The 18,073-nt window shown below is 63.2% G+C and carries 15 protein-coding genes; 5 read left to right on the forward strand and 10 right to left on the reverse strand.

The window, feature by feature from the left end:
• Positions 1 to 3,519: a response regulator gene (locus CXK91_RS15055; protein ID WP_103456932.1), complete on the reverse strand. Its 3,519-nt coding sequence runs from the start codon at positions 3,517 to 3,519 to the stop codon at positions 1 to 3.
• Between the two features lie 185 nt (positions 3,520 to 3,704).
• Positions 3,705 to 3,863, reverse strand: a complete 159-nt coding sequence (locus CXK91_RS15060) for a YqaE/Pmp3 family membrane protein (RefSeq protein ID WP_003282625.1) — start codon at positions 3,861 to 3,863, stop codon at positions 3,705 to 3,707.
• A gap of 443 nt (positions 3,864 to 4,306) precedes the next feature.
• On the opposite strand from CXK91_RS15060, the gene CXK91_RS15065 reads away from it, so the two are divergent.
• Complete coding sequence (locus tag CXK91_RS15065; RefSeq protein ID WP_103456933.1) at positions 4,307 to 5,299, forward strand: SDR family oxidoreductase; 993 nt, start codon at positions 4,307 to 4,309, stop codon at positions 5,297 to 5,299.
• 6 nt (positions 5,300 to 5,305) lie between these two features.
• Here the strand turns inward: CXK91_RS15065 and CXK91_RS15070 are convergent, their stop codons facing one another.
• Positions 5,306 to 5,503 (reverse strand): hypothetical protein, encoded by a 198-nt coding sequence (locus CXK91_RS15070; protein WP_103456934.1) that lies wholly within the window; start codon positions 5,501 to 5,503, stop codon positions 5,306 to 5,308.
• A gap of 256 nt (positions 5,504 to 5,759) precedes the next feature.
• Here CXK91_RS15070 and CXK91_RS15075 point away from each other — a divergent pair, with 256 nt between their 5' ends.
• The 4 genes from CXK91_RS15075 (at position 5,760) to CXK91_RS15090 (ending at position 9,967) form a co-directional block, all read left to right on the forward strand.
• Positions 5,760 to 7,142 (forward strand): NfeD family protein, encoded by a 1,383-nt coding sequence (locus tag CXK91_RS15075; RefSeq protein ID WP_103456935.1) that lies wholly within the window; start codon positions 5,760 to 5,762, stop codon positions 7,140 to 7,142.
• Positions 7,132 to 7,890, forward strand: coding sequence for a slipin family protein (locus tag CXK91_RS15080; RefSeq protein WP_103456936.1), 759 nt, complete (start codon positions 7,132 to 7,134; stop codon positions 7,888 to 7,890). The genes CXK91_RS15075 and CXK91_RS15080 overlap by 11 nt, the downstream gene beginning before the upstream one ends.
• The gene (locus CXK91_RS15085; RefSeq protein ID WP_103456937.1) at positions 7,891 to 8,394 is read left to right on the forward strand and encodes an LEA type 2 family protein; all 504 of its coding nucleotides are present in this window, start codon (positions 7,891 to 7,893) and stop codon (positions 8,392 to 8,394) included.
• 301 nt (positions 8,395 to 8,695) lie between these two features.
• The gene (locus CXK91_RS15090; protein WP_103456938.1) at positions 8,696 to 9,967 is read left to right on the forward strand and encodes an OprD family porin; all 1,272 of its coding nucleotides are present in this window, start codon (positions 8,696 to 8,698) and stop codon (positions 9,965 to 9,967) included.
• 84 nt (positions 9,968 to 10,051) lie between these two features.
• On the opposite strand, the gene CXK91_RS15095 is transcribed toward CXK91_RS15090, so the two are convergent.
• The 7 genes from CXK91_RS15095 to garD form a co-directional block, all read right to left on the reverse strand.
• Entirely contained in the window at positions 10,052 to 10,942 is an 891-nt protein-coding gene (locus tag CXK91_RS15095; protein ID WP_103456939.1) for an aldose 1-epimerase, read from the reverse strand.
• A gap of 134 nt (positions 10,943 to 11,076) precedes the next feature.
• The gene (locus CXK91_RS15100; protein WP_103456940.1) at positions 11,077 to 12,003 is read right to left on the reverse strand and encodes a 2-hydroxyacid dehydrogenase; all 927 of its coding nucleotides are present in this window, start codon (positions 12,001 to 12,003) and stop codon (positions 11,077 to 11,079) included.
• Positions 12,004 to 12,057: 54 nt separating this feature from the next.
• Positions 12,058 to 12,381 carry a DUF3325 domain-containing protein gene (locus CXK91_RS15105; RefSeq protein ID WP_103456941.1) on the reverse strand — a complete coding sequence of 108 codons (324 nt, stop codon included), beginning with the start codon at positions 12,379 to 12,381 and terminating at the stop codon, positions 12,058 to 12,060.
• A 2-nt stretch (positions 12,382 to 12,383) separates the two neighbouring features.
• Positions 12,384 to 13,910, reverse strand: a complete 1,527-nt coding sequence (locus tag CXK91_RS15110; protein ID WP_103456942.1) for a PepSY-associated TM helix domain-containing protein — start codon at positions 13,908 to 13,910, stop codon at positions 12,384 to 12,386.
• On the reverse strand, positions 13,907 to 14,203 hold the full coding sequence (locus CXK91_RS15115) for a DUF3649 domain-containing protein (protein ID WP_103456943.1): 297 nt from the start codon (positions 14,201 to 14,203) through the stop codon (positions 13,907 to 13,909). Before CXK91_RS15115 ends, CXK91_RS15110 begins: the two co-directional genes overlap by 4 nt.
• Before the next feature lie 49 nt (positions 14,204 to 14,252).
• On the reverse strand, positions 14,253 to 16,373 hold the full coding sequence (locus tag CXK91_RS15120; protein ID WP_103456944.1) for a TonB-dependent siderophore receptor: 2,121 nt from the start codon (positions 16,371 to 16,373) through the stop codon (positions 14,253 to 14,255).
• A gap of 145 nt (positions 16,374 to 16,518) precedes the next feature.
• Positions 16,519 to 18,072, reverse strand: coding sequence for a galactarate dehydratase (gene garD / locus CXK91_RS15125; RefSeq protein ID WP_103457175.1), 1,554 nt, complete (start codon positions 18,070 to 18,072; stop codon positions 16,519 to 16,521).
• Between the last annotated feature and the right edge of the window lies 1 nt (position 18,073).

Raw genomic sequence — 18,073 nt, forward strand, 5'->3', positions numbered from 1 at the left:
TCACAGCAGCTCCACTTTCGGCAGCCAGACGCGGATCAGTGAGAACAGCCGGTCGAGGTCGATGGGTTTGGCCAGGTAATCGTTGGCGCCGGCCCGCAGACAGCGGTCCTGATCGTCCTTCATCGCCTTGGCGGTCACCGCGATGATCGGCAGCTTGGCGAAACGCATGTCCTTGCGAATTTCCTGCATGGCGGTGAAGCCATCCATCTCCGGCATCATGATGTCCATCAGCACCAGGTCGATGTCGGCATCGTGCTGCAGCTTGTCGATGGCCTCCAGGCCGTTGCGGGCGATTTCCACCAGCGCCCCCTTCTGCTCCAGCGCGCTGGTCAGTGCGAAGACGTTGCGCACGTCGTCGTCCACTACAAGGATCTTGCGCCCCTCGAAAGCCTTCTCGCGGCTGCGTGCGCTCTTGAGCATCTTCTGCCGTTCCGGCGGCATGTCCGACTCGACCTTGTGCAGGAACAGCGTGACCTCGTCCAGCAAGCGTTCCGGCGAGCGCGCGCCCTTGATGATGATCGAACGCGAATACTTGAGCAGTGCCGCCTCCTCGTCGCGGGTCAGGTTGCGCCCGGTGTAGACGATTACCGGCGGGAAGGAGCAGATGTCCTCCTTGGCCATGCGCTCGAGCAGCTCGCTGCCATCCATGTCCGGCAGCTTGAGATCGATGATCATGCAGTCGAACACCGTGTCACGCAGCAATTCGAGCGCCTTGGCGCCGAACTCGACAGCGGTAATCTCGATGTCGACGTCCTCGATCAGCCGCGACATGCTCTCACGCTGCAGGGCATCGTCCTCCACCAGCAGGATGCGTTTGACCTTCTGCGCCAGCTTGGCCTCCAGGCGGCTGAAAACGTCCTTGAGCTCCTCGCGGGTAGTCGGCTTCATCGCGTAGCCCACCGCCCCCATTTGCAGAGCTGCCTCTTTGCGATCCTCCACCGACACCACATGCACCGGGATATGCCGGGTCGCAGGGTTCTCCTTGAGGCGCTCGAGCACCGTCAGACCGGAGTGATCCGGCAGACGCATGTCGAGCAGAATGGCATCGGGCTTGTAGTGCACTGCGGTATCGAAACCGTCGTCGGCGTTTTGCGCCAGCAGGCAGCTGTACTTCAGTTCATGGGCAAGGTCGTGAAGGATCCGGGCGAATTGCGGTTCGTCCTCGATCACCAGCACACAACGTTCCTTGAACGGGAACCTGTCTCGGTCATCCGGCAGGCGTTCCTGGGGCGCAGCGGCACGATTGAGCAGTTCCCCCTCGTCGCGACGTGCCGATGCAATGATCGGCGTGGCGTTCTGCTCCGCAGCTGCCAGCGGCGTCGCGCGCGATGCCGCCTGTATCGGCTCGGCGGCACGCGCCTCGGTGTAGCTTTGCGGCACGACCAGGGTAAAGGTGCTACCGGCACCTGGCTGGCTCTGCACCTCGATCTCCCCGCCTAGCAGGCCGGCCAGCTCGCGGGAGATCGACAGCCCCAGACCGGTACCGCCATAGCGTCGATTGGTAGTGCCATCGGCCTGGCGGAACGCTTCGAAGATCGCGGCCTGCTGCTCCTCGGCGATACCGATCCCGGTGTCGCGCACAGCGAAGGCCAGCAGGTCGTCATCTCGCGGCTCGACACGCAGCGTCACCGATCCCTTTTCGGTGAACTTGAAGGCGTTGGCCAGCAGGTTCTTGAGAATCTGCTCCAGACGCTGACGATCGGTGAACAGGCTGGCCGGCAGGTCATCCGCGAGCTCAACGCTGAAGATCAGGGATTTCTCCATGGCCTGCGGCAGGAACAGGTTCTTCATCCCGTCCACCAGGCGGGTGAGGATGGTCAGCTCGGGATGCACCTCGAGCTTGCCCGCCTCGACCTTGGAAATATCGAGAATGTCGTTGATCAGCGTGAGCAGATCGTTGCCAGCCGAGTAGATGGAGCGGGCGAACTGCACCTGCTCATCGCTGAGGTTGCCAACGGGGTTGTCGGCCAGCAGCTTGGCGAGGATTAGCGAACTGTTCAGCGGCGTGCGCAGCTCATGGGACATGTTGGCGAGGAATTCCGACTTGTAGCGGCTGGCGCGCTGCAGCTCGTCAGCGCGCTGTTCAAGCATCGACTGGGCCTCGTTCAGACGCTGATTCTTCTCGTCCATCTGGTCGCGCTGACGGGCCAGGGCCTCGGTCTGCTCGGCCAATTGTTCGTTGGTCTGCTCCAGCTCCGCCTGCTGCTCTTCCATATGCGCCTGGGATTCACGCAGGGCGTTGGACTGCTCTTCCAGTTCCTCGTTGGCGGCGCGCAGCTCTTCCTGCTGCACCTGCAGTTCCTCGTTGAGCTGCTGGGTCTCGGCCAGCACCTTCTGCAGACGCTGACGGTAACGTGCGGCTTCGATGGCAGAAGCGATGCTGGGAGCGATGCGCCGCAGCAGTTCGCTGTCCTGCTCGCGTAGCGGCCGCAGGAAGCCCAACTCGATCACGCCGTTGAGCATGCCGCTGTCTTCCACCGGCACGATGAGTACCGAGCGCGGCGTCGTGTCACCCAGCGCCGAGGTGACCTTGAGATAGTCGGCCGGCAGGTCTTCGAGGGCCAGCACGCGCCGCTCCAGCGCTGCCTGGCCAACCAGACCGGAGCCAATCTCGAGGGTGCGTGCGCTCTGCAGGTGCTCGGGGTCGTAGGCATATTCGGCGACGCGCTGCAGTTTGCCGTCCTGCACGACGTAAAGCGCGCCCACCGCCGCATCGATATAGCGCGAGAGGAAGTTCAGCACGCCCTGTCCCAGCGCTGGCAGGGCCAGCTCGCCAATGATGGAATCGCCAAGCTGCGTCTGCCCGGTGCGGAACCAGGCTTGCTGCTCCAGCGCTTCGGCATGGGCCTGCTGCCTGCTCAGCGACGCCGAATAGCTATCGGAAAGTGAGGTCAGATCACGACGGCCGAAATAAACCAGCATGCCGCTGAAAACCAGGCTGAACAGCAAAAAGCCACCGATCAGCGCTGTAGTGATTATCTCCGATGCGTCGGTACGTTCGGCGCGCAACTGGCGTTCGGTGGCGACGAACTCATTGAGCAGGTTGCGTCGCTGATTGGTCAGATCAAGACCGCGCCTGCTGCGCACATAGTCGATCACCGATTCGTTAGCCATGCGCCGGGAAATGCCCTCCTCGGCGAAGTTCAACCAGAGATGGTGGGCCGCCTCGACTTTCTCGACGCGTGAAAGCTGCAATGGGTTGTTTTGGGCGTAATCCTTGAGCTCGTCCAGCTCGTATTCCATCCTCTCGAGGCCCTGGCGGTAGGGGTCGAGAAACGGCTGCTCGCCGGCGATCAGGTAGCCGCGCATGCCGGTTTCCAGATCGGCAACCAGACGCAGGGCCTCATGGGCATGGGCCACGCCCTTGACCGACTGATCGACCCAGTGGCTGACGCTCATCAGGTAATAGACGATGGCGCTGAAAAAGAAAGCGCTGAGAAAGCCGAAACCCAGCGGCACCGCCACATTGCGGTTGAGTATCCGCCTGAAATTGCTCTGATCGATGAAGGACTCGCTCATTTGGTTTCCATTCCCATAGCCGACGCGACGGTAAAACGCATTGATGCCAGAGGCGATCGCGCTCGGTTACCGGCGTGTTCTTGAGTGTTTCGCGCGTAATAGGTTCCGCGGCGCAGGAAGCGCGACTCTACACGGCCAGAGGAGGGAGTTCAAAAACGGCCCGGACGACGCCGGGCCGATTACGATCAACGGCGAGCGATGATCCAGACTGCATGGATGATGCCTGGGATGTAGCCCAGCAGCGTAAGCAGGATGTTCAGCCAGAAAGCACCAGCAAAACCCACCTGGAGGAATACGCCGAGCGGCGGTAGCAGAATCGCAATAATGATGCGGATGAGGTCCATCTTGGTCTCCGTCAGGTCAGGGTGGCCTTAGCAAGGCCTACCTGAATCGACCTGATCGGCGCAGACGGGTTCCGTTTGCAGCGTTGCGGCGACCGCCGCCCATGGGCGACGGACCAATAGTCCGAAGGCGACCGGATAAGCCGCCGAGGGCATCTGATCGATGCACAGAGGGGGAAGACGCAGCCACACCTGTTGCGATGGCACCGTTGCGTCATGCCGCTTCGCCTTTTGAGCCAAGGGGCGGCGCCAAGCGCATCGCTTAGCCTGCTAACCATCCCAGAAGCTCTCTTTTGCCACCATTGGCCATTGGTCGATAGCCGAACCACTCTGCAACGAACGCACCCTGCCCGGACCGGAACTCGCCACCGCCTATGCAGGTCGTCTTAGCAGACCTTGCGGGCGATCGAGTCGTGCCGCTTTCTTCTTCGATCAGAGGAGTTCCTATGTCTGAACCAACCGTAGTGATCTGTGGCGCGACCGCCGGAGTCGGCCGAGCGACCGCCGAGGCTTTCGCCAAAGCCGGCTACCGGGTCGCGCTGATCGCTCGGGGCGAACAGGGCCTGCGCGACACCCAGGAACAGCTCGAAGCGCTGGGCGCGACCGTGCTGGCGATTTCCGCCGATGTCGCCGATGCCGCTGCACTGGATGCGGCAGCTACGCGCATCGAGGCCGAACTGGGGCCAATCGATGTCTGGGTGAACGCGGCCATGGCCACGGTGTTCGGCCCATTCGGCGCGTTGACCGCCGAGGAAATCCGCCGCGTTACCGAGGTGACCTACCTGGGCAGCGTGCATGGCGCCCTCACCGCCCTGCGCCGCATGCGCCCGCGCAACAGCGGCACCATCGTCCAGGTCGGTTCAGCGCTGGCCTATCGGGCGATACCGCTGCAGTCGGCCTACTGCGGCGCCAAGTTCGCGATCCGCGGTTTCATCGACTCGCTGCGCTGCGAGCTGATCCACGACAACAGCGCCATACGCCTGACCATGGTTCAGCTGCCAGCGCATAACACGCCGCAATTCGACTGGGCGCGCAACAAGGTGGGCTGGCGCGCGCAACCAGTGCCGCCGATCCACACACCGGAGGTCGCGGCCCGCGCCATCTTGCGCGCAGCCCACGAAGCACCACGGGAGTTGTGGGTCGGCACGGCGAGCCTGAAAGCGATCATCGGCACGCTGTTCATGCCCGGTCTGCTCGATCGCATGCTCGCGCGGCAGGCCTGGGACGGACAGCTGGTGCCCGAACGTGTGGCGGAAGACCGGAAGGACAATCTGTTCGAACCAGTCGAGGGCCTACATGCCACCGACGGTCGCTTCAGCGACCAGGCACAGTCACGCGCACTGGCCATCAGCGCAGCGAGTGTCGGCAAGCTGGCCCTAGGTGCCGGAGCACTGCTGGCGCTGGGTGCGGGATGGGCATTGGGTCGACGCGGACGTTGACGCCGCTCAGGCGCGGGGCGGCCGTGGTCCGCGCTTGCGGCGGATATTGATCCAGGAAAGCACCGCCAACGCCAGCATCGCACCAGCCATGTTGTAGTTGCCGATGGCGGCATAGCCGACCGCCGCCAGCGAGCAGGCGCCGAAGCCGATCCAGCGCACGGCGCCCATCATCTTCTCGACGGTTTTACTGCGCGATGCGGGCATCAGTCAGCTCCATTCCTCAGTTGCTTCGGCTTGACCGTTGATCTTTGAACGGGCGGGTGAACGATCACCATCTCGGCTAACTCCTTCATTCTTCGCGGATACTGCCAAGCTGCAAGTGTGAGACGGAAACCTGCGCCAGAGTTCAGTGCCGGTGCGGCGCCGGCGTGGCATACCCGCGCAGCAACCGACGCAGCCGGACCGGTCGTCTACGCTCAGAGGGACAGGCAGTACCCCTGCGCTGCCCGAGGAGAATGCCATGCCCCGCTCCATGCGCCTATTGCGCCGGATGCTGGCCCTGCTGCTGTTAGTGGCGGGTCCGGTACTCGCCGCGGCACCGGTGACGCTGCTGCGGGTAGATGGCGCCATCGGCCCGGCCAGCGCCGACTACGTCCTGCGGGGCCTCGAACATGCCGGCAAAGAGGGCGCGCAGCTGGTGGTACTTGAGCTGGACACTCCTGGCGGGCTGGACGTGTCGATGCGCGCGATCATCAAGGCGATTCTCGCCAGCCCGATTCCGGTGGCCACCTATGTCACCCCCAGCGGCGCCCGTGCGGCCAGCGCCGGTACCTACATGCTCTATGCCAGCCATGTCGCGGCGATGGCGCCGGGCACCAATCTCGGCGCTGCGACACCGGTGCAGATCGGTGGCGGCATGCCCGGCGCTCCAGCCGAGCAGCCCAAGGGCGACAAGGATGAGGACACGCAAAAGCCCGGCGATGCCATGAGCCGCAAGCAGGTCAACGATGCCGCAGCCTATATCCGCGGTCTCGCCCAGCTGCGCGAACGCAACGTCGAATGGGCCGAGCAGGCGGTTCGCGAAGCGGTCAGTCTGTCGGCCAGCGAAGCACTGGAGCTCAAGGTGATCGACTACCTGGCGCGCGATGCAGCCGATCTGCTGCGCCAGCTGGACGGCAAGACGCTCGCCACCATCGATGGTGAAGTCAGCCTGAGCACCGCCGCTGCGCAGCTGATCGAACATGCACCGGACTGGCGGGTGCGCCTGCTGGCGGTGATCACCAATCCGAGTGTCGCGCTGATCCTGATGATGATCGGCATCTACGGGCTGATTCTCGAATTTTCCAATCCCGGGATAGGCGCCGGCGGCGTGCTCGGCGGCATCTGCCTGATCCTCGCCCTGTATGCGCTGCAGCTGCTGCCGGTGAACTACGCCGGGGTAGCGCTGATCCTGCTTGGCATCGCCTTCATGGTTGCCGAGGGCTTTCTGCCCAGTTTCGGCGTACTCGGCATCGGCGGGGTCGCGGCGTTCGTCGCTGGCGCGGTGATCCTGATCGACACCGAGGTACCCGGCTTTGGCATACCGCTCTCATTGATAGTGCCGCTGGGAGTCATCAGCGCCCTGCTGGTATTCGCCCTCGTCGCCATGGCGTTGAAGGCAAGGCGCCAGCGGCTGGTCAGCGGCGACAGCGCACTGATCGGCAGCCTGGTGCAGGTCGATGCAGTGCCGTCACAGAATTCGCACAGCGGCTGGGTGCACCTGCACGGCGAGAACTGGCAGGTGCGCAGCGCTACTGCACTGCAGGTCGGCCAGCAAGTGCAGGTGATCGCCCGCCACGGCCTGCAACTGGAAGTCGCGCCACCGTCGTCAACCAATCGAGAGGAGCTGAACCATGGGTTATGAAATGAGTTTTCTGGTGCTGTTGGTATTGCTGGTAGGTGCGCTCGCCTCGGCGTTTCGCATTTTGCGCGAGTACGAGCGCGGGGTGGTGTTCATGCTCGGACGCTTCTGGAAGGTCAAGGGGCCAGGGCTGATTCTGATCATCCCCGGCGTGCAGCAGATGGTGCGGGTCGACCTGCGCACACTGGTGCTGGACGTGCCGACGCAGGACGTAATCTCCCGCGATAACGTTTCGGTGAAGGTCAATGCGGTGGTGTATTACCGCGTCCTCGATGCGCAGAAAGCGATCATCGAGGTCGAGGACTACCACTCGGCGACCAGCCAGCTGGCGCAAACCACCTTGCGCGCGGTGCTCGGCAAGCACGAACTGGACGACATGCTGGCAGAACGCGAGCAGCTCAACACCGACATCCAGCAGGTACTGGACGCACAGACCGACGCCTGGGGCATCAAGGTGGCCAACGTCGAGATCAAGCACGTCGACCTCGACGAATCCATGGTTCGCGCCATTGCCCGCCAAGCCGAAGCGGAACGCGAGCGGCGCGCCAAGGTCATTCATGCAGAGGGCGAGCTGCAGGCTTCGGAGAAGCTGATGCAGGCCGCCGAGATGCTCGGCCGGCAATCGGGCGCCATGCAGCTGCGCTATATGCAGACGCTGAGCAACATCGCCAGCGACAAGAGCTCTACCATCGTCTTTCCGCTGCCCATAGAGCTGCTGCAGGGCATCAAGAACCTCGACAGGAAATCCTGAGTGCACATATTTGCCACGCTTCACCGACCGCTGCGCCTGCTGCTGATCGCCCTGCTTGCATCCGCACTGGGCGCCTGCGCCGCCTTCTCGCCACGCGACCCGCTGAACGTTCAGGTCGCCGGCATCCAGCCGCTGCAGGGCGAAGGTCTGGAGTTGCGCTTCATGGTCCGGCTGCGCCTGCAGAACCCCAACGAGGCCGCCATCGATTACAACGGCGTAGCGCTGGACCTGGAGGTCAACGGTCGCCGACTGGCCAGCGGCGTCAGCGACCAGCGCGGCACGGTGCCACGCTTCGGCGAGAGCGTACTCAGCGTACCGGTGACCATCTCGGCTTTCTCTGCCGCGCGCCAGGCACTGGGGTTGGCCGAGCATATAGGCCTCGACGAGGTGCCCTACGTATTGCGTGGCAAGCTCGCCGGCGGTCTGTTCGGCACCCAGCGCTTCGTCGAGAAAGGCACATTCGATCTTTCCCCAGCAGCAACCTCTCCCTATCGCCGCCCATGAGTCATACGATCACTCGTCTATCTGCGAGTGATCTCCCCCTTGGCAGCGAACACCAAGAGCACCAGGTGTTTGCGCTGCCGGCACCCATGGAATACAGCACGGACCTAACCAGAGGCCCGTCTTATTTGCCGTAGGCCATCCCTTCTTTCGACTTTAGGCGACATTGACAAGCGCGAAGCCGTGTCCATAATGCCTGCAGTCATATGACAACTGACGTCATTAGACTTGCCATCAGGCATAGACCACCGCCCCCACGGTGGCCACACCGGGGCGGCCCATCAAGCAAGGGAGCACAACAATAATGACCCCACGCACCCCCTCGTCCGTCGCGCTGTTCGCTGGCGGTTGTATGACCCTCGCATCACTCGGCTTCGTAAGCGGTGCGCAAGCCGAAGGTTTCGTCGACGACGCGAAGCTTTCACTGAACCTGCGCAACTTCTACATCAACCGTAACTTCGTCGACCCCGACTACGCCCAGAGCAAGGGTGAGGAATGGACACAGAGCTTCATCCTCAACTTCCAGTCCGGCTACACGCCCGGCCCGGTCGGTTTCGGCGTGGATGCGCTGGGCCTGTTGGCCGTCAAGCTCGATGGCGGCGGCGGTACCTACGGCACCGGTCTGCTGCCGGTACATGGCGCACCGGGCGATCGCCATCCGCCGGATGATTTCGCCCGCGTTGCAGTCGCGGCCAAGGCCAAGCTGTCCGAGACCGAAGTGCGTGTCGGTGAGTGGATGGTGGTATTGCCGATCCTGCGCTCGGATGACGGCCGCTCGCTGCCACAGACCTTCCAGGGCGGCATGATCACCTCCAAGGAGATCAATGGCCTGGCGCTCTATGGTGGCCAGATGCGGCAGAACAGCCCACGCGACGACGGCAGCATGGATGACATGTTTCTGCAGGGCTTTGGCGGTGTCACATCTGACCGCTTCAATTTCGTCGGTGGCGAGTACGACCTCGGCGCCAAAACCAAGGTCGGTGCCTGGCACGCGCGCCTGGAAGACATCTACCAGCAGAACTACTTCCAGCTCCTGCATACCCAGCCGCTAGGCGAAAACATGGCGCTGACCGCCAACCTCGGCTACTTCACCGGCAAGGAAGAAGGCAGCGCGCTGGTCGGCGACCTCGACAACAAGACCTACTCCGGTCTGTTCGGCTTGCAGGTAGGGGGCAACACCTTCTATGTCGGCCTGCAGAAAGTCAGCGGCGACAATGGTTGGATGCGCGTCAATGGCACCAGTGGCGGCACCCTGGCCAACGACTCGTTCAACTCCAGTTACGACAACCCCAACGAACGCTCCTGGCAGCTGCGCCATGACTACAACTTTGCCGGCATGGGTGTTCCGGGGCTGACCATCATGAACCGCTACATCAGCGGTGATCGCATCGAAGCCGGTGGCGTGGATGATGGCAAGGAATGGGGTCGCGAGTCGGAGCTTGCCTACACCGTGCAGAGCGGGCCGCTCAAGAACCTCAACGTCAAATGGCGCAACTCCAGCATCCGTCGCGACTTCAGCACCAACGAGTTCGATGAGAACCGCCTGATCTTCAACTACCCGCTGTCTCTGCTGTAAGCGGTAGCGCAGTACGCAACCCTCCTCGCTCCGGTTGCGATAAATCTTTGGCCCGTCTTCTGACGGGCCTTTTTTCGTCTGCCCTCAGCTGCGCGTAACACGCAAGCGGCAGTGACGCTGCAGCGACTCACCTGGCTGCAGATCAACCACACCGTGCTCGATGGGGTCGGCCTGATTCAGCGCATTGTTGAGGTGGGAAACCGGCTCCACGGCGAACAAGCCCTGCGCGGCCGGCGGCGTGTAGACCACCAGGTGCGTCATCGACGGGTCCGCCTCGATCTGCAGCGTGACGCCAGCGGTGGGCCACCGCAGTGTCGCCTTAGCATCCCAGCCACTGAAGCAGTGATCGAGCTCGGGCTCGGCCAGCTCCCGCGCCTGCCGAAAGTCCCAGCGTGGCGGCAGGTTGACGGCCTGGTGCGGCAGCTGCTGCTCATCACTCAACCAGACCTGCTTGGCGGTAAAGCCCAGCGTCACGCCATTATGCCGCGGGAAGTACGGGTGCCAGCCAAGGCCGGTCGGCATGACGCCATCGCTACGGTTAGTCAGCGTCAGGCGCAGCCAGGCGCCCTGCTCGTCAAGCCCGAGCTCGTGCTCGATATCGAAGGAAAACGGCCAATCCTGCAGGGCGTCGCCTTCGGCCCGATGCTGCAGTGTCAGCAGGAGGCGATCGGGCTCGTGCGCTGCCACGATCCACCGACGCTTCCAGCCCACGCCGTGAATTGGCAGGGCGTGCTCCGGTGAGTTCAGACGCAACCGGTACTGTTCACCGTGCATTTGGAACATCCCATCGGCAATGCGATTGGAGTACGGCGCCAACACGAAACAGCTCGCACGGCGCACTTGCTCGATGCCGTCCCAAGGCCGCAGCAGATCGAAATCACCCAGAGCGAAACGAGTGATGGCGCCGCCCAACGCCGGGCAGACCGATAGCCGGAATCCTGCGTGGTCGAGGTGAACCTGGTCAGAGGTAGCCATGCCTTCTCCCTATCTGGTGCGCCCCGCTGCGGAGCGATGCTGCTCGGGGATGAGGCAGCTCCACGCCTTCGGAGCTGCAGTGTTCGCACCCACAGCCCGCCACAGCCCGCCACAGCTTGCGGCTGCGGCCACGCTTAGACCGGCGTCAGCAGCCTTCCTTCACGTAGAAAGCAGTCCAGGTTGTCCAACAGCAGATCCTCCATGGCCCCGCGGGTTTCATGGGTGGCGCTACCGATATGCGGTAGCAGCACGACATTGGGCAGTTCACAGAGTGCAGCGGGCACCCTGGGCTCGTCGGCAAAGACATCCAGCCCGGCGCCACCGAGCCGCCCTTCCTGCAACGCGGCGACCAATGCCGGCTCGTCCACCACCGATCCTCGCGCCACGTTGATCAGAATGCCCGTTGCACCCAGCGCGTCGAGCACTGCACGGTCGATCAGATTGTGCGTCTGTGGCCCGCCCGGACAGGTAAGGACCAGGAAATCAGACCAGCGCGCGAGCGCGTGCAGATCTGCCTCGTATTGAAACGGGCTACCCGCAACCGGCCGGCGGTTGTGATAACGCACCGACATATCGAAGCCCGTCGAACGCTTGGCAACCGCCTCGCCGATGCGCCCCAGCCCAACGATGCCCAGGCGTTTGCCACTAACCCTACGGCCGAGGCCGAGATTGCCATCCGCCCAACGGCCCTCTCGAACGAAACGGTCGCCCTGAGCGAGCTGCCGGGCGCAGTCAATGATCAGACCGAAGGCCAGATCGGCCACGCAGTCGTTGAGTACGTCGGGAGTGTTGCTTACCGGGATGCCCCGCGCCCTGGCGGCCTCCACCGCAATGGAGTCATAGCCGACACCGAAGCTGCAGATGGCTTTCAACCTGGGCAGCCGTTCGAGCAGTGAGGCCGGGCAGCCAAATCGAGCAGAGGTAACCATGATCTCGATGCGCTCGGCATGCTTGGCGAGCAGCGCTTCGGCATCGCCTTGCCAGTACCTTAGTACTTCGTGGCCGTCCAGGCGCTGCTGAAATCGCTCGGTTAGCGGGCCCATCTGAAGAATGCAGGTCATCGATTTTCCTCTGCTAGTTGGCGAGCCGCACGACCGGTGCCGCCCGTTGGGTTGTTAGAGCACTCCCTGCAATACGCCGCACACTGCCAGAAGTGGCGCGGCCGGCAACACCCAACGCGAACGCCACGCCAGCAGCAGCACCAGCAACAAGCCGGAGAGCATCACCAGGCAAAGCCAGATCACCGTCCCGATCTCGCCGCCCTGAGTGTTGATGCACAGCCACAGGGCGAAGCCGAAGCAGCCCGCTGCCAGTGAACGAATGATCGCCGCGCCCGGAAGACGTGTACTGGCGCGAAGCAGCACGCCACGGTGGCGGTTCATGGCCAGGCAGAGCAGCGTCATACCCAGATAAGCCAGGGCCAAAGCCAATAACAACACGTTCACGCCTCCTGTGCTCGGGTTGCCCGGCTACGCACCGCGGCGGGGGCTGGCGCTGCGTTCAGGCGCCAGGCGCAGGCGGCACACACCAACCCTGCGACGATCATGAATAGATCAACCGATGCCAACACCCAGTCGCCACGGCCGAGGCTGGCGATCAGGTGCCCTTCGGAAGTCAGCCCGTTGATCAGTGGCAATCCAAGGGCGAGCACGGCACCGAGCAGCAGTTGTTCGCGCAGCAGGCGGCGGCTTTGCAGGCGACGCAACACAGCCCAGAGCACAGCTAGCAACCAGGCACCGACGAACACCCAGCCCTCGGCTACTGCGCGTTCGGCGAAGGTGCCTGGGATCAGGCGATTGCCCCACAGCAGCGCCAGGCTGGCCAGCGGCAGGCCGGCGAAAACCGAGGCGTTCAACGCGCGCACCCAGACCAGGCTCCTGTCCCCGCGCTGCTCACGCTTGGCCACCCAGACCTTCAGCCCGCCCACCAGCATGGCGCACCCGGCAAGCCCCATCAGCAGGTACAACAGACGCACCAGCGTGCCGCCAAACTGCGCCATATGCAGGCCGGCCAGCCAGAGGTAGGCGCGATAGCCGGTGGATGCATCCTGACGATTGAGCAGTTCGCCGCTGGCGGCGTCATAGGTCAGGGTGTCCTGCGGTGAGCCGATGCGCGAGCGGTCCCGGCGACGGATGTCCACAACTGCCGAGGCGTCATCGGGGTGATGCACGCTGACCCAGCCCACCTCGCCGCCGCCCCACTGCTGGCGCGATTCGGCAATCAACGCATCCAACGAGGTCGGTTTTGCAGCCGGCTGGTGCAGCTCATCACGGTGATAGCTGCCCATCACCTCACCGAAGTACTGCACGACGTTGCCGGAGTAGCTCACCTGGGCGGCAGCCGGCATATAGGACGCGACGAAGATCGCCACGCCGGTGTAGGCCAGCACCAGATGGAATGGAAATCCCACCACGCCGAACAGGTTGTGCGCATCAAGCCATGCACGCTGGCCGTTGGCCTTGGGCCTGAGGGTGAAGAAATCCTTGAATATCCGCCGATGAATAATCACCCCCGACACCAGCGCGACGAGCATGAACATGCCGGCCAGGCCAACGATATACATGCCGATGTCGCCCGCGTGCAGGTTGTAGTGCAACTTGAAGAAGAACTCGCCGCCCACGGTTTCCGGCATGGGCGTGGCCTGTGCACTACGCGGATCGAAGGCAACATTATGGATCGTCTCGGTGCCATCCACCTCCCAGCCGAGCCGCCAGTAAGGTTCACGTTCGGTGGGGCCGTGCATCCAGAAGGCATGCAGCTCATCGCTGACGTTCTGCTGCAACCAGCCGCGTACGTCGTCCGCTCCCAGGCTCGATACCACGCCGTCGTGCAGCGCGGGGCGCATCCAGCGTGTGAGTTCCTTGTCGAAGCAGGCAACGGTGCCGGCGAAGATGATCACAAAGAGCAGCCAGCTCGGCAGCAGCCCGCCCCATGTGTGTAACCCGGCCATACTTTGGCGCAGTTTCATGGACGAACCCTCCAGTCGCCGGAAAGGAATGCGGCCAGGCACAGCACTGCGGTCAGGCCGACAATCAGCAGCCATACCCGCGTGGCACTGCGGGCAGCGAACACGTAGATCACCACGGCCGTCCACACGGCGAAGCTCGCCAGGCTGGAAAACACCACACGATCAGGCCGTGTAAGCGGCAGATAGACCGCGAGAAAGGCGGTCACCGCGTAGGCGACCGCGTAACCGCCGACCAGCGCCGCGAGCACGCGCGACGCGATGTTCCAGCGGTTGATGGATAGGTAGCGACTCACCTTGAATCCTCCCTTGCAGGCCGGTACACGGCGCTTGGCTCAGCGGCGCTCAAAAGCTGTAGCTCGCGGTCGCGGTCAGCGTGCGGCGGTTGCCGGTGAAGCAGTCGCCGCGTGACAGACAGGTGGTGTAGTAGGTCTCGTCCTCCAGGTTGGTGGCATTGAGGGTGAGCGACCAGTCCTGGTAGGCGTAGCCGAGCATGGCGTCGAACAGCGTGGTCGACGGCGTCTTCAGGCTGTCCGTGCCATCCCAGCTGGCGCCGACGTAACGCACACCGGCGCCGGCACTGAAGCCGGGAATGCCGGCGATGCTGAAGCGGTGCTGCGACCATAGCGAGGCCATGTGTTCGGGCACGCTTTCGATCCGCTTACCCTCCTGTTCAGCCCCGCCCTTGATCGTTTCGCTGTCGAGGTAGGTGTAGTTGGCGATCAGATTCCAATCGGGCGTGAGCTCCACCAAGCCTTCAAGCTCTAAGCCTTTGACCTGAGTCTCACCGGCCTGAGCACTACCGCGGGCCGTCGCTCCGGCTATCTGACGATTTTTCTCACGCAGGTCGAACACCGCGGCAGTCAGCAAGGTGTTACTGCCAGCCGGCTGGTATTTCACGCCGAGCTCCCACTGCTCGCCCTCAACGGGTTTGTACGATTGCAGGGTGTCCGGGTTCAGGCCAATGATTGGCGAGAATGACTCGCTGTAGCTGATATACGGCGCAACTCCATTGTCGAACAGATAGGTCAGCCCCACTCTACCGGTGACTGCATCGTCTTCCTGCCGCGCGCCATTCTCGACGCGGGTGTCGGTCCAGTCCTTGCGCAGCCCGAGCGTCATCAACCAGTTCTGATAACGGACCTGATCCTGCACATACAGCCCCTTTTGCCCGACACGCTGTTGTGGCTCATCAGCGAGGCTAATCACCGAGGGGTCGAAGGTGCCGTAAACCGGCGAGTAGACATCCAACGGCGTCGCCAAACCGAATGCGCTCCGGCTGTCGGTGACGGAGTGCTGGTAGTCGATGCCCACCAGTGCGGTGTGCTGCAGTGCGCCGGTATCGAAGCGGGACTCTGCCTGGTGGTCAGCGTTCCAGATGGTCACTTCAGGCTTGCTAACCGAGTAAACGCGATTGATGGTGCGGTCATCCGTGTTCAACCCGAACGGCCAACCGTACATCGTCTGGTAGCTGACCTTGCTCTTCTGCCAGCGCAGGTTCTGCCGCAACGTCCAGGTATCGTCCAGGCGCCAGGTCATCTGCGAGGTCAACGCTTTCTGCTCGCTGTCGTACTCATCGAAGCCCGGCTCGCTAACGAAGCGCTCGCTACTGACCCGCCCATACGGCGCGCCAAGCACGGTGCCACGGTGCGGCAGGAAGGAGCTGGTGGTGCCGCCGTCGTCCTTCTGCACGTTGGCCATCAGCGTCCATTCGAACTGCTCGTTGGGCCGCCAGGTCAGCGACGGCATGAACAGCAGGCGGTTGTCCTTGGTGTGGTCGACCTGGGTCTGGCTGTCGCGCTGGATCGCCACCACGCGGTAGAGCAATGTGCCTTCATCATCCAGCGGACCGGTGCTGTCGAAGGCGATCTGCTTGCGGTCGAAGCTGCCGTATTGCAGCTGCAGCTCGCTTTTCTGCTCAGCTTGCGGACGCTTGCTGACGAAATTGAGCAGGCCGCCAACCGGGCTTTGCCCGTAGAGCATCGAGGAAGGCCCCTTCAATACCTCGACCCTCTCAAGGGTGTAAGGATCCGTGCGGGTATCGTTGTAGTAGCCCACACTCTTCTGCAAGCCGTCGAGAAAGATGCCCGGCGATGTGCCACGTATCAGTGCCGAATCGCCGCGGCTGTCCAAGCCATAAGCCTCGCCACGCATACCGGCAACGTAGCGCAGCGAATCCTGGATGGTCAGCGAGCCCTGGTCGCGGATGCGGTCGGCGGTGATCACGCTGATCGACTGCGGAGTCTCGATGATCGGCGTGTCGGTCTTGGTGGCGCTGACGCTACGCTTGGCGACATAGCCCTGGACCGGACCATTGCCGCGCTCGGTCTCGCGAGGTGCGGTGATCTGCTGCGCTTCGAGCTCGACCGCTTCCTGAGCCTCGACGGCAAAGCAGGCGACCAGCACTGGCAGGCCCAGCACCAGCGGGCGCAACGAAAACGGAGGCGGAGCGACAACGCGACTCATGGGGTTCTACCTTGTTGTTTGATGAGAACGCGCATGATATTGATAAATGTTTCTATTTAGAAGATATAACCTTGCCCATCTGCTGCAACCTGCCCGCTGGGGCCTGCAGAGGCACGGTTGCAGCAGATGGGGAGGCTTGTCCGACTCAGGTGATGGGTGCCGGGTTGAACAACACGATGTCGTTGTGCAGCTTGTGTCGTTCGGCCCAGGTCCGCTGGCGACCGCTGGCGACATCCAGGTAGTAATGGAACAGCTCCCAGCCGAGTTCTTCGATGCTGCTACGGCCGCTGGCGATGCGGCCGGCGTCGACATCGATCAGGTCCGGCCAGCGTTCGGCCAGTTCGGTGCGCGTGGACACCTTGACCACAGGTGCCATTGCCAGCCCATAAGGCGTGCCGCGACCGGTAGTGAACACATGCAGGTTCATCCCAGCGGCGAGCTGCAGCGTGCCGCAAACAAAGTCCGAGGCCGGCGTTGCGCAGAACAGCAGGCCCTTGCGCTCGACCCGCTCGCCTGGGCCGACCACACCGTTGATGGCGCTGCTACCGGACTTGACGATGGAACCGAGGGATTTCTCGACGATATTCGACAACCCGCCCTTCTTGTTACCGGGCGTGGTGTTGGCGCTGCGATCGGCGGCGCCGCGCTCCAGATAGCGGTCGTACCAGTCCATCTCGGCAATCAGCGCGTCGGCGACCTCCGGCGTTTCCGCGCGGGCAGTGAGCATGTAAACCGCGTCACGAACCTCGGTGTTCTCACTGAACATCACCGTGGCACCGGCACGCACCAAGAGGTCGGAGGCATAACCCAACATCGGGTTGGCGGTGATGCCCGAAAAGGCGTCACTGCCACCGCACTGCATGCCGAGGATCAGCTCGCAGGCCGGCACCGTTTCGCGACGGCGCTGGTCGAGCTTCTTCAGGCGGGTTTCGGCCAAGGCCATGATCTGTTCGATCATCTCGCCAAAACCGGTCTTCGACTCCTGCAGGCGGTATAGCCAGGGATCACGCAGGTCCACCGAGGGATCGCCCTCGTGCATCACCTGCTCGGCCTGCAGCTTTTCGCAGCCGAGGCTGATCACCAGTGCCTCGCCACCGAGATTGGGGTTGCGCGCCAGGTTGCGCACGGTGCGGATCGGGATGTAAGCGTCGCGCGCATTGATCGCCACACCGCAGCCGTAGCTGTGGGTCAGCGCGACCACGTCATCGACGTTCGGGTACTCGGGCAACAGCTCGTCGCGGATGCGCTTGACCCCGTGTTCCAGCACGCCGGTGACGCACTGCACGGTGGTGCTGATGCCGAGGATGTTGCGCGTGCCAACCGTGCCGTCGGCATTGCGATAGCCTTCGAAGGTATAGCCCTCCAGCGGCGCGAGCTTGTCCGGCACGGCGGTAGCGCGCGGCAGGCTGTCCAGCGGCGGTGCGCTGGGCATCTTCAGCTGAGTTTCCTTGACCCAACTGCCGCGGCGAATGGGTTCGAGGGCATAACCGATGATTTGCCCGTAACGGCGCACCGCCTCGCCTTCGCCGATATCGACGAGCGCCACCTTATGGCTCTGCGGCACCGCCTCGACGGTGATCAGGCCGTCCTCGAAACGGGCGCCAGCCGGCACGCCGCCGTCATTGACCACCACAGCCACATTGTCCGCCTCGTTCAAGCGGATGCAGCGCGGGGAATCCTGGTGGGGAATCAGTTGCACG

Origin of the sequence: Stutzerimonas stutzeri (genome assembly GCF_002909485.1) — a bacterium.
Taxonomy (GTDB): Bacteria; Pseudomonadota; Gammaproteobacteria; order Pseudomonadales; family Pseudomonadaceae; genus Stutzerimonas; species Stutzerimonas stutzeri_AH.

Bases quoted from the DNA above. Each gene is read 5' to 3' on its own strand.
- CXK91_RS15055 (WP_103456932.1), bottom strand. From the start codon at position 3,519: ATGAGCGAGTCCTTCATCGATCAGAGCAATTTCAGGCGGATACTCAAC.
- CXK91_RS15065 (WP_103456933.1), top strand. From the start codon at position 4,307: ATGTCTGAACCAACCGTAGTGATCTGTGGCGCGACCGCCGGAGTCGGC.
- CXK91_RS15080 (WP_103456936.1), top strand. From the start codon at position 7,132: ATGGGTTATGAAATGAGTTTTCTGGTGCTGTTGGTATTGCTGGTAGGT.
- CXK91_RS15060 (WP_003282625.1), bottom strand. From the start codon at position 3,863: ATGGACCTCATCCGCATCATTATTGCGATTCTGCTACCGCCGCTCGGC.
- CXK91_RS15110 (WP_103456942.1), bottom strand. From the start codon at position 13,910: ATGAAACTGCGCCAAAGTATGGCCGGGTTACACACATGGGGCGGGCTG.
- CXK91_RS15120 (WP_103456944.1), bottom strand. From the start codon at position 16,373: ATGAGTCGCGTTGTCGCTCCGCCTCCGTTTTCGTTGCGCCCGCTGGTG.
- CXK91_RS15095 (WP_103456939.1), bottom strand. From the start codon at position 10,942: ATGGCTACCTCTGACCAGGTTCACCTCGACCACGCAGGATTCCGGCTA.
- CXK91_RS15100 (WP_103456940.1), bottom strand. From the start codon at position 12,003: ATGACCTGCATTCTTCAGATGGGCCCGCTAACCGAGCGATTTCAGCAG.
- CXK91_RS15070 (WP_103456934.1), bottom strand. From the start codon at position 5,503: ATGCCCGCATCGCGCAGTAAAACCGTCGAGAAGATGATGGGCGCCGTG.
- CXK91_RS15075 (WP_103456935.1), top strand. From the start codon at position 5,760: ATGCCCCGCTCCATGCGCCTATTGCGCCGGATGCTGGCCCTGCTGCTG.
- CXK91_RS15090 (WP_103456938.1), top strand. From the start codon at position 8,696: ATGACCCCACGCACCCCCTCGTCCGTCGCGCTGTTCGCTGGCGGTTGT.